Below are 11,230 nucleotides of genomic sequence, written 5' to 3'. Positions count from 1 at the left end.
GCGAGGCAACGCCGTACTGGTTTAAAGTTAATTCACTATAAATGATAAAAGGTCGTCTGAAACCGTTTTCAGACGACCTTTTGACTGAATGGCTGTCAACTTTACCGTTTACGCCGCGTCGTACAAACCGCGCACCACCCTGCCGATGGCGGCGATGCCTTTTTCCAGCGTTTCCGCGTCCTGCGCGATGCTCATGCGGATGCACTCGCGGGCGTGCGGGTAATCCTGCGTGTCGATGCCGACGAAGAAATGTTCGCCCGGAATAATCAGCGTGCCTTCGGCTTTGAGCATTTCGTACAGGGTTTGCGACGAAACGGGCAGGTTTTCAAACCAGAGCCACAGAAAAATCGCGCCTTCGGGCTTGTGGATTTTCAGCGGATACGCGCCCAGCTCACGCTTGAGCAGCGAGACGGCGGTTTGCGCCTGATTGCGGTAAAACGGCCGGATGACGTCGTCTGAAAGCTGTTTCAGACGACCGTCCTGCAACAGCGGCGTTACGATGGCTGCGCCGAAGCGGGTGGGCGACAGGTTCACAATCGCGTTCAGGCTGCTGACGGCTTTGACGACTTCGGGCGCAGCGACGATGATGCCGGTGCGCACGCCCGGCAGGCCGACTTTGGAAAGGCTGAAGCAAAGGATGATGTTTTCGTGCCAATTCAGCGTCACGTCGCTGTAAATGATGTTGGGGAACGGCATTCCGTAGGCGTTGTCGATAATCAGCGGAATGCCGTGTTCTTGCGCCAAAGCGTCCAGCCGCGCCATTTCGCCGTCGGTCAACACATTGCCGGTCGGGTTAGTCGGGCGCGAACAGCAAATCGCGCCGATTTTGCCCGCTTTGAGTTCAGGCAGGCTTTCCAGCGCGTCAAAGTCCACGTGGTATTTGAAGAAGCCTTCTTCGCCTTCGTGTTCGACAGCTTCGATTTTCGGTTTGACGGAAACGAAGTGCTGCCCTTCGACATGCACGTCGGCATAGCCGATGTATTCGGGCGCGAGTGGCAGCAGGATGGCTTTCTCTACGGAAAGGTCGTCTGAAACCTTAAATTTGCCGCCGAAGAGGTTGAAAAGATAGAAAAACGCGTTCTGTGAACCGTTAGTCAACGCGATATTGTCAGCGGTCAGGTGCCAGCCGTATTCGCGGTTGAGGAAGGCGGTCAACGCGTCAATCAGCGCGGCATCGCCTTGGGGATTGGAGTAGTTGCCGATGTTCTCGACGGCGTGTTCCGCCGCCAGCTTTGAAAATACGTCGGTGAACACGGAGTTGACTTCGGAGATCCGCGCCGGATTGCCGCCGCCGAGCATGTTGACGGGCTTGTCGCTTTTGAGCGCGTCGCCGAGGTCGTCCATAAGTTGCAGGATGCCGCTGTGTTGCGTGAATTTTTCGCCGAATGCCGAGAACTGCATGATGACTCCGTGTAAATATGATTGGCGGGGATTATATCAGCTTGATATGGAGGGAGGCTTTCTGCCAGCCTGAAAACGGGTTTCAGACGACCTTTGATATTTAGGAAGATGTTCCGCCCGTCCATTCGGGTACGGCGCCGGTGTCGAAACCTAAAAGTGAAAGCGCGTGGGCGGTGCTGTGGGTGATGATGTCGTCTATGGTTTGCGGCTGCTGGTAGAGGGCGGGGGTAGGCGGGAAGACGATGCCGCCCATTTCGGTAACGCGGCGCATATTGTCCAGATGGGCAAGGTTGAGCGGGGCTTCGCGCACCATCAGCACAAGGCGGCGGCGCTCTTTCAGGACCACGTCCGCCGCGCGTGTCAGCAGGTTGTCGCCGAAGCCGTTTGCAACCGCAGCCAGCGTGCGCATCGAACAAGGGGCAATCAGCATCCCGTCGGTTTTAAACGAACCGCTGGCGATGGCGGAACCTATATGGTTTATCGGATGGACGACATCGGCAAGGCGGTAGAGTTCGTCTTTTTCATACGGCGTTTCCAGCGCGCGCGTCATTTCCGCGCTTTTGGATACCACCAGATGCGTTTCGACATCGTGTGCGCGCAAAAGCGCCAAGGCCTTGATGCCGTATTGGAAACCGCTGGCTCCGCTGATGCCGATAATCAAACGTCGGGTCATGAAAGTCTCTCGTAAAAACGTATTTGGGTAACATTATAAAGCAGGTCGTCTTGACAGGCAGGTTTCATATTTTGAACAGCGGCTGTTTGACTGAAAGCAAGGGTAGGGGAGGCGGTTCGGCAGAAGCAGCCGAAATATGTTATAAATAAGCCCTTCTACCGACCTCAAATTGGAGCATACGACATGGAATTGGTATTTATCCGCCACGGACAAAGCGAATGGAACGCGAAAAACCTGTTTACAGGCTGGCGCGACGTGAAACTGAGCGAGCAGGGGCTTGCCGAAGCTGCCGCCGCCGGTAAAAAACTGAAGGAAAAAGGCTACGAGTTTGACATCGCCTTCACTTCCGTTCTGACCCGCGCGATTAAAACCTGCAACATCGTTTTGGAAGAATCCGACCAACTGTTCGTGCCGCAAATCAAAAGCTGGAGGCTGAACGAACGCCACTACGGCCAACTGCAAGGTTTGGACAAAAAACAAACCGCCGAAAAATACGGCGACGAGCAAGTCCACATCTGGCGCCGCAGCTACGACACCCTGCCGCCGCTGCTCGATCCGAAAGACCCGTTCTCCGCGCACAACGACCGCCGCTATGCCAACCTGCCCGCCGATGTTATCCCCGACGGCGAAAACCTGAAAGTTACTTTGGAGCGCGTATTGCCGTTCTGGGAAGACCAAATCGCCCCCGCGCTTCTGAGCGGCAAACGCGTCTTGGTCGCCGCCCACGGCAACTCCCTGCGCGCATTGGCCAAACACATCGAAGGCATTTCCGACGAAGACATCATGGGCTTGGAAATCCCGACCGGTCAGCCGCTGGTGTACAAATTGGACGACAATTTGAAAGTGGTTGAAAAATTCTATCTGTAAGCTTTGCGGATAATAAAAAGGTCGTCTGAAACCCTGATTTGTGGTTTCAGACGGCCTTTCTTGTCTGAATACGCGTAGAAAGCCTATTGGGCGGTAAAGGTCGTCTGAAAAGTCTGTCCGCCTATGGTGATGTCGGCGATGTAGTCGCGTCTGCCTTCGACGCAGACGGGCAGGTGGATTTGGTGCGCTTGCCAAGTGCGCGGGGATTGTTGTTGGAGCATATAGCGGTTGAAGCCCATGTCCATGTCTTTCATGCTGAAGCTGATGCTGACTTGTTGTGTTTCGGCTGGGGCGTTTTCGACGGTGATGTCGAAGGCGGAGCGGTGGCTGATGGGGGTGGAGCGGACGTGCGAGCCGTCGGGCAGGATGCAGCCTTTGATGAGGTTGCACTCGGCGGCGCGGGCTTGGGGTTGTTGTTTCTGCCACCAGTTCAGCAGCAGGAGTTTGGCGGCGGCGAAGAGGATGAGGAGGACGCCTGCGAGGAGGAGTTTGCGGTTTTTGTCCATTTCAGACGACCTCGGTGTCATTGTCGGACAGGACGGCGTGTGCGCCTGTCGAGAGCCAGCGGTCGCGGTAGCTTGAAACCAGTGTTTCGGGCGCGGCGACAACCAGCGGAACAGATACGCCTTGTTCCAATATTTCAAGCACTTGCCGTGCGCTTGCGTCGTCGTTGACTTGCCAAACGACGACGTCGGCATCTTGTACGCGCTGCCATTGTTCGCGGGTGTGTATCGATACCCAAACGCTTTGGGCTTGGGGCAGTTTGCCGAGCTTGTGCAGTTCGGTTTCTGAGATGAGGATGTTGGCGTGGTGCGGTTCGGCTAGGGAGTAGGGGGCGACGCGGTATTCGCCGGTACTGTTTTGTCCGTGCAAACCGGTTTTCAGACGACCTTTAAGTTGGCGCGGGACGGAGAGGGCGCGCAGTAGCGGACCGTTGGCGGGCAGCATGGGGGCGACGTTGAAATCGCCCGCTTTTTGCCACGACCATGCCTGTCCTTCGCGGGATTGGGGTTCGCCCGTCCATTGGTCGGGGTTTACCCATAGAAATTTCAGGCAGACGCGGGCGTGTTCGTAGGAATGGATTTTGGTCAGCCAAGGTGTGGCGGCTAGGATGCGGATGCCGAGTTCTTCTTCAAACTCGCGTTGCAGGGCTTGGAAGTCGGTTTCGCCCGCTTCGACTTTGCCGCCGGCAAATTCCCAATATCCGGCATAGGGCTTGCCTTCGGGGCGGGAACTGAGCAGGTAGTCGCCGTCTTGGTTGAGCAGGATGCCGGCAACGACGCGGATAAGGGGGCGGGTGTCTTGGGTCATGGGAATAGGGAGAAGGGTCGTCTGAAAATTCGGAAAGGTCGGATTTGGGAATCCGACCTGCCAATGGGGGCTGTCTTATTTTTCGGCAACGACAAATGCCAACACGGTATCTTCTTCGTCGCTCATGCTGAGGCTGACGCGGCTGATGCCTTGTTCTTCCAGCCATTTGGATAGGGCGGGGGCGTAGAAGAATTCGGGTTTGCCCAATGCGTCATGCCCGATGCCGATGTTGCGGAAGGAAACCGCGCCGCGTATGCCCGTGCCGACGGCTTTGGCGAAGGCTTCTTTGGCGGCAAAGCGTTTGGCGAGGTAGTTGACGGGCTTGCCCGCTTGCGGGAATTCGAGCAGTTCTTCGGGGGTGAGGATGCGCTCGGCAAACGCCTGTCCGAACTTTTTGCTCAGGCGGATGATGCGTTTGAGGGAAACGATGTCTGTGCCTATGCCGTAAATCATGCGGTGGTCTCCTTGTTGAGAGAAGGTCGTCTGAAAAGGTGGGTGTTGCCGCATCAAGGCAGCAGTCTTGCCCTGAACATGGTTTCCTTCATCTGGCGGACGGCTTCGGGCAGGCCGAGGAAGAGGGCTTGGGCAATCAGCGAATGCCCGATATTCAACTCGCGGATGGCGAGGATTTGGGCGATGGGGGTAACGTTGTGTATGGTCAGGCCGTGTCCGGCGTTGACGACCAAGCCCAAATCGCTGGCAAAATGCGCGCCATTTTGCAGACGCTCGAATTGCTTGATTTGTTCGGCGTGGCTGTGTGCATCGGCGTATGCGCCGGTGTGCAGCTCGATAACGGGTGCGCCGACATCATGGGCGGCTTGGATTTGCTCGTTGTCGGCATCAATAAAGAGCGAAACGCGGATGCCTGCGTTGGTCAGGATTTTGGTGAACTCGGCGATTTTTTCCTGTTGCGCCAATACGTCCAAACCGCCTTCGGTCGTGATTTCCTGACGTTTTTCAGGCACGATGCACACGTCTTCCGGCATGACTTTAAGCGCGTTTTCCAGCATTTCTTCAGTCAGCGCCATTTCAAGGTTCAGGCGCGTGCGGATGGTATTTTTGACGGCGAACACGTCCGCGTCTTTGATGTGGCGGCGGTCTTCGCGCAGGTGCATGGTAATCAAATCCGCACCGTGCGTTTCCGCGACCAATGCCGCTTCCACGGGGCTGGGATAGGTCGTACCGCGGGCGTTGCGGACGGTGGCGATGTGGTCGATGTTTACACCTAAGAGCATGATGTGTCCTTTCTTTGGATTTTCAGACGACCCGCTAATTGTAATCTTTCTGGTCGAAAAAGGCAGCATACCGACGCATGCTGCCTTGCTGATTGGGAAAAATTGCAGTTGCCATAAGGATGGAAAGTCGTCTGAAACTCCCTTTCAGACGACCTTTATGCTTTTTATACGCCTGCGGCTGCTTTCAATGCGGCAGCTTTGTCAGTGCGCTCCCAAGTAAATTCAGGCTCTTCGCGGCCAAAATGGCCGTATGCGGCGGATTTGCTGTAAATCGGGCGCAAGAGGTCGAGCATTTGGACGATGCCTTTGGGGCGCAGGTCGAAATGTTCGCGAACCAGGGCAATCAGTTTGTCTTCGCTGATTTTGCCTGTGCCGAAAGTATCGATGGAAATCGAAGTCGGTTCGGCAACGCCGATGGCGTAGGAAACCTGAATCTGACATTGGGTTGCCAAACCTGCGGCAACGATGTTTTTCGCGACATAACGGCAGGCGTAGGCGGCGGAACGGTCCACTTTGGACGGGTCTTTGCCGGAGAATGCGCCGCCGCCGTGCGGAGCTGCGCCGCCATAGGTATCGACGATGATTTTACGGCCGGTCAGACCGCAGTCGCCTTGCGGGCCGCCGATGACGAAGCGGCCAGTCGGGTTGATCAGGTATTTGGTTTCGGCAGTCAGCATTTCGGGCGGCAGAACAGGCTTGATAATCTGCTCGATCACGGCTTTGCTCAGTTCTTCATGGCTGATTGCAGGGTCGTGCTGGGTGGACAGGACGACGGTGTCGATGCGTTTTACTTTGCCGGTTTCGCTGTCGTAAACCACGGTCAACTGCGCTTTTGCGTCGGGACGCAGCCACGGCAGGCGGCCGTCTTTGCGCAATTCGCTTTGACGCTGCATCAGGCGGTGGCTGTAATAGATGGCAAACGGCATCAGGGTCGGGGTTTCGTCGCAGGCGTAGCCGAACATCAGGCCTTGGTCGCCCGCGCCTTGGTTCAGGTCAATGCCTTCGCCTTCGTTCACGCCTTGGGCGATGTCGGGGGATTGCTGGTCGTAGTACACGCCGACCGCGCAGCCGTTGGCATCAAAGCCCAGCTCGGACGAGTTGTAGCCGATGCGTTTGATGGTTTCGCGTGCGACTTTGATGTAGTCCACATGGGCGGTGGTGGTGATTTCGCCCGCCAACACGCACAAACCGGTGTTTACCAGAGTTTCCGCCGCGACGCGCGCTTTGGGGTCTTGCGCCAAAACCGCATCCAAAATCGCATCGGACACTTGGTCGGCTACTTTGTCCGGATGGCCTTCGGAAACCGATTCGGAAGTAAACAGATATTCGCTCATTTCAATATTTTCCTTCAAAAACAAGCCGTCTGCTTTCAGACGACCTGTTGTTTCATCATATATCCCACAACGGAAATCATAACAAAATTTCCACCTGCGCTCCATCCAAATGATAAATATTCCCACTTGGATAAAACGATTCGGAATCCTGCCTGTACAGAACATACGGGCAAAAAAATTCCCGCATCAAGCGGGGGGATTTGAATTGCCCTCTCGGACCACATCGGCTTTGCAGCCGTCCACCTTACCTTTCCGTCTGAAAAGCAGGTTGGCATGGAATTCCCAACTCTTAATGCAGCGCGGATGTTAGCAGAAAAGCCCCGCCCCCGCAAGCCGCGCGCCCTTGCGTTTTACGTTACAATACGTCGTCTGAAAACACCCGAACACCCTATCATGCACCTGCCCTCCGCCATTCCCGCCCTTGCCGCCGCCCTCGCCCTTACCCTGCCCTTGGGCGCGTGCAGCAAAAAAACATCCGAACAAACCGTGCTTCAGGGCGAAACGATGGGCACGACCTATACCGTCAAATACCTTTCAGACGACCTCCCCAACCCGCCCGCGCCCGAAGCCGTGAAAAAGCAGATTGACGGCGCGCTCGAAGAAGTCAACCGCCAAATGTCCACCTACCGCGAAGACTCCGAAATCAGCCGTTTCAACCAAATGCGAGAAACCCGCAAACCCATGCCCGTTTCCGCCGATTTCGCCGCCGTAACCGCCGAAGCCTTACGCCTCAACCGCCTCACACAAGGCGCGCTTGACGTAACCGTCGGCCCGCTCGTCAACCTTTGGGGCTTCGGACCGAACAAAGAAATCACCCGCGAACCCACCCAAGCCGAAATCGACAAAGCCGCCGCCCAAACCGGTACGGACAAAATCATCCTGACGCAAGACGGCAAACAAGCCACCCTCGCCAAAACCCAACCCGAAGCCTACCTCGACCTCTCCTCCATCGCTAAAGGCTTCGGCGTGGACAAAGTAGCAGGCGAACTTGAAAAACTCGGCATCCAAAACTACCTTGTCGAAATCGGCGGCGAATTGCACGGCAAAGGCCGCAACGCCCAAGGCGAACCTTGGCGCATCGGCATCGAACAGCCCAACATCGTCCAAGGCGGCAACACCCAAATCGTCGTCCCCCTCGACAACCGCTCCCTCGCCACTTCCGGCGACTACCGCATTTTCCACGTTGACCCGCAAGGCAGGCGGCTGTCCCACATCATCGACCCCAAAACCCGCCGCCCGCTGTCGCACCGCCTCGCCTCCATCAGCGTCATCGCCGACAACGCCACCACCGCCGACGGCCTGTCCACCGGACTTTTCGTACTCGGCGAAACCGAAGCCCTCAAACTCGCCGAACAGCAAAACCTCGCCGTTTTCCTGATTATCCGCGACCAAAACGGCTACCATACCGAAATGTCCGGCGCGTTTAAAAAACTACTCCATTAATATCTACAGACTCATATCCATCCCCACAGGAACACCATCATGAAAACCCTACTCCTCACCTTCGGCCTCTTCCTCCTCGTCATCCTCGGCATGGCGGTCGGCTACATTTTTTCCAAGCGCACCATCAAAGGCAGCTGCGGCGGCATCTCCTCGCTGGGCATGAAAAAAGTCTGCGACTGCGACACCCCGTGCGACACGCTGCAAAAGAAACTGGACGAACAGAAACAGCAGGAAAGCAAAGGCATCACCGTCGATCACTGATTCTCGCCCAAATTAGGTTCAGCCTTGCTTTGAACTTGGCAACACAAAAGGTCGTCTGAAACCGCATATTGCAGTTTTCAGACGACCTTTGATTTGAAGGTGTAGCTAGTTTTTAAAAGGCAGTTGGCGATTTAGCAAAGCTGCTCAAATTGCCGTCATTTCCGCGCAGGCAGGAAGGACAGAACAGATATTTCCAATGTCGATTACGATACCAAACTTGCCAAAAAGGTCGTCTGAAAAACCTGAAATCCGTTTTTCAGACGACCTTTTGCTCTTCCTTACAAGCGCGTGACGCTCAACACGCCTTTGACATCGCCGAGGCTGGCGAGGACGCGCGGGAGGTCGTTGACTTGTTTGACTTCCAGCGTGAACCTCATGCTGGCTTCCAAGTCGCGGGACTGGGTTTGCACGGCGGTAACGTTGAGTTTGTGGCGGGCGAGCGCGTCAGATACGTCGCGTAAAAGCCCTGAGCGGTCTTGGGCGCGGATTTCGACATCGACGGCGAACACTTGTCCTTCCTGCAACGCCGCCCAGCTTGCGTCTAGCACTTTTTCAGGCGCTTGTTCGGCGAGGTGTTGGAAAGAGGGGCAGGTTTTGCGGTGTACGGAAATGCCGCGCTCGCGGGTAACGAAGCCGACAATATCGTCAGGCGGCGCGGGTTTGCAGCATTTGGCAAGCGTGGTCATCAACCCGTCTTCGCCATCGATAAGAACACCTGTTTTGCCACCTTTTTTAATTTTGGACTGTTTGACGATGGTAGTTTCGCTAACCGGTACGGGCGGCGGTTCATTCAGCGTGCCGCAGGCTTTCTGGATGGCGCGGTTGGAAATTTCGCCCTGTCCGACGGCAGTGTAGAGGTCGTCGAGTTTTTTGTAGCCGAGGTTTTCGGCAAGCTCTTGCAGGTTGGGCTTGGGCGTGAGTTTGGCAAGCTGCTTGTCGAGTTGGACGCGGCCTTCTTCGCGCACGGTGTCGGCGTTTTGCTGGCGGATGTAGGCGCGGATTTTGCTGATTGCCTTGCTGGATTTGACCCAGCCTTCGTACAGCCAGTTGACGGAAGGATGCCCTTCTTTGGCGGTAATGATTTCGACGCGCTGTCCGTTTTCGAGCGGGGTGGACAGCGGTACGATTTGCCCTTCGACTTTCGCGCCGCGGCAGCGGTCGCCGATGCTGCTGTGCAGGGCGTAGGCGAAGTCGATGGGGGTCGCGCCGGTGGGCAGGGAGAGGACTTTGCCGTGCGGGGTCAGGACGTAAATCGTGTCGTTGAAAAGCTCGGTTTTGAAGGCGGCGGCGAGGTCTTCCTTGCCGCTTTCCGCCATGTTTTCGCGCCAGTCCAAGAGTTGGCGCAACCAGGCGATTTTTTGTTCGTAGGCGGAATCGCCCTTGCCGCCCTCTTTGTAACGCCAGTGCGCGGCGACACCGAATTCGTTGAATTGGTGCATATCGAAGGTGCGGATTTGCACTTCCACGCCTTTGTCTTCAGGGCCGACGATGACGGTGTGCAAACTTTTATAGCCGTTGCCTTTGGGGTTGGCGATGTAGTCGTCGAACTCGCCCGGGATGGGCTGCCAGAGGCTGTGGACGATACCCAGCGTGGTGTAACACTCGGGGACGGTATCGACCAGAATCCGCACGGCGCGGATGTCAAAGAGGCCGTCGAAGCTGAGTTTTTTCTTCACCATTTTTTTGTAAATGGAGTAGATGTGTTTCGGGCGGCCGGCGACTTCGAAGTGGACGTTGTATTTTTTAAGCTCCGCGCGCAGGATGTTGAGGAAGTTTTCGATGTATTCGAGGCGTTCGGTGCGTTTTTCGTCCAAAAGCAGCGCGATTTCGCGGTATTTTTCAGGTTCTTGATGGCGGAAGCCGAGGTCTTCGAGCTGCCATTTGAGCTGCCACACGCCCAGACGGTTGGCGAGCGGGGCAAAGATATCGAGGGTTTCTTTGGCGACGGCGCGTTTTTCGGGGCTGTCGGGGATATTGCTGAGGAACTGCATGGTGCGGGTGCGCATGGCGAGTTTGATTAACACGACGCGGATGTCGGTAACCATCGCCAGCAGCATTTTACGCATGGTTTCCGCCTGTTGGGCGCGCTCTTCAGGCGTGGCAAGGCTGTCCACACGGGCAAAGTGGGTGAGCTTCTGCACTTCGTCCACACCTTTGACCAGCTCGGCGACGGTGCTGTTGCAGCGTTCCGTGAGCAGCTCGCGCCAGTCGGGCACAAAACGCACGATGTCGGCCAAAAGCGTGGCGGCCACCGCATCGGGCAGCAAATCCAATTCGTTCACCATACGCGCCGCACCCAAAAGGTGCGCCAAAAGCGGCTCGCCCGCAGGCGTGGCCGCATCGGCAGGATAATGCGTCTCGGCCAGCGACAAGGCCGTCTGAAGCAGCTTTTGCGCAGGTTCGGGCAAACCGGCGGTGTGCGCGTCAAACCACGCGCGGGATTCTTGCATCGGTGCGGCGGGGATTTCCGGGGTTTGTCGTGTGTTGCTCATGGCGTGCCGTTTCTCCGTTTGTTTTGTTTCGACATAGCGGCTGTATTGTAGCAGCTTGCCCGTATTTTGCGACAAAGCATGTTTCAGACGGCCTGGGCTACCCAACTTGCAATAACATATAAACATCAAAATAAAACAAACAATTAGCGTGTAAATGTGCTTGCAGTGAAAAAATATTGGGAATAATATCAATGCAAGTAATAATTTTTATCA

At 56.0% G+C, this 11,230-nt stretch carries 11 protein-coding genes and 1 riboswitch; of the genes, 3 read left to right on the top strand and 8 right to left on the bottom strand.

What is annotated here, in order from left to right; translation table 11 throughout:
* Positions 1-108 precede the first annotated feature (108 nt).
* Both HMPREF3066_RS06570 and HMPREF3066_RS06565 read right to left on the bottom strand, forming a co-directional pair.
* On the bottom strand, positions 109-1,401 hold the full coding sequence (locus HMPREF3066_RS06570) for a valine--pyruvate transaminase (protein ID WP_070441360.1): 1,293 nt from the start codon (positions 1,399-1,401) through the stop codon (positions 109-111).
* A gap of 100 nt (positions 1,402-1,501) precedes the next feature.
* Positions 1,502-2,074: a UbiX family flavin prenyltransferase gene (locus HMPREF3066_RS06565; RefSeq protein ID WP_045073932.1), complete on the bottom strand. Its 573-nt coding sequence runs from the start codon at positions 2,072-2,074 to the stop codon at positions 1,502-1,504.
* Between the two features lie 183 nt (positions 2,075-2,257).
* Between HMPREF3066_RS06565 and HMPREF3066_RS06560 the strand changes: the two genes are divergently transcribed.
* The gene (locus tag HMPREF3066_RS06560) at positions 2,258-2,941 is read left to right on the top strand and encodes a 2,3-diphosphoglycerate-dependent phosphoglycerate mutase (protein ID WP_003766223.1); all 684 of its coding nucleotides are present in this window, start codon (positions 2,258-2,260) and stop codon (positions 2,939-2,941) included.
* An 83-nt stretch (positions 2,942-3,024) separates the two neighbouring features.
* Here the strand turns inward: HMPREF3066_RS06560 and HMPREF3066_RS06555 are convergent, their stop codons facing one another.
* The 5 genes from HMPREF3066_RS06555 to metK form a co-directional block, all read right to left on the bottom strand.
* Positions 3,025-3,447 carry a hypothetical protein gene (locus tag HMPREF3066_RS06555; protein ID WP_070441357.1) on the bottom strand — a complete coding sequence of 141 codons (423 nt, stop codon included), beginning with the start codon at positions 3,445-3,447 and terminating at the stop codon, positions 3,025-3,027.
* 1 nt (position 3,448) lies between these two features.
* Positions 3,449-4,252, bottom strand: coding sequence for an NUDIX domain-containing protein (locus HMPREF3066_RS06550; RefSeq protein ID WP_070441352.1), 804 nt, complete (start codon positions 4,250-4,252; stop codon positions 3,449-3,451).
* 75 nt (positions 4,253-4,327) lie between these two features.
* Positions 4,328-4,705 (bottom strand): holo-ACP synthase, encoded by a 378-nt coding sequence (gene acpS, locus HMPREF3066_RS06545; RefSeq protein WP_003755026.1) that lies wholly within the window; start codon positions 4,703-4,705, stop codon positions 4,328-4,330.
* Between the two features lie 53 nt (positions 4,706-4,758).
* Positions 4,759-5,487 carry a pyridoxine 5'-phosphate synthase gene (gene pdxJ, locus HMPREF3066_RS06540; RefSeq protein ID WP_070441349.1) on the bottom strand — a complete coding sequence of 243 codons (729 nt, stop codon included), beginning with the start codon at positions 5,485-5,487 and terminating at the stop codon, positions 4,759-4,761.
* Between the two features lie 164 nt (positions 5,488-5,651).
* The gene (gene metK, locus HMPREF3066_RS06535; RefSeq protein WP_009312787.1) at positions 5,652-6,821 is read right to left on the bottom strand and encodes a methionine adenosyltransferase; all 1,170 of its coding nucleotides are present in this window, start codon (positions 6,819-6,821) and stop codon (positions 5,652-5,654) included.
* A gap of 191 nt (positions 6,822-7,012) precedes the next feature.
* Positions 7,013-7,122: riboswitch (SAM-I-IV-variant riboswitch) on the bottom strand.
* Between the two features lie 92 nt (positions 7,123-7,214).
* Between metK and HMPREF3066_RS06530 the strand changes: the two genes are divergently transcribed.
* Both HMPREF3066_RS06530 and nqrM read left to right on the top strand, forming a co-directional pair.
* Positions 7,215-8,264, top strand: coding sequence for an FAD:protein FMN transferase (locus HMPREF3066_RS06530; protein ID WP_070441346.1), 1,050 nt, complete (start codon positions 7,215-7,217; stop codon positions 8,262-8,264).
* A gap of 39 nt (positions 8,265-8,303) precedes the next feature.
* Positions 8,304-8,525, top strand: coding sequence for a (Na+)-NQR maturation NqrM (gene nqrM / locus HMPREF3066_RS06525; RefSeq protein WP_003757168.1), 222 nt, complete (start codon positions 8,304-8,306; stop codon positions 8,523-8,525).
* Between the two features lie 278 nt (positions 8,526-8,803).
* Here nqrM and HMPREF3066_RS06520 read toward each other — a convergent pair whose 3' ends face one another.
* Entirely contained in the window at positions 8,804-11,017 is a 2,214-nt protein-coding gene (locus HMPREF3066_RS06520; protein WP_070441343.1) for a RelA/SpoT family protein, read from the bottom strand.
* Positions 11,018-11,230: the final 213 nt, after the last annotated feature.

Origin of the sequence: Neisseria sp. HMSC03D10, assembly GCF_001807625.1 — a bacterium.
In the GTDB taxonomy this organism is placed as follows: Bacteria; Pseudomonadota; Gammaproteobacteria; order Burkholderiales; family Neisseriaceae; genus Neisseria; species Neisseria mucosa.
Note: the sequence above shows the minus strand (reverse complement) of the source record. Positions and strands in the feature narration are given on the sequence as shown.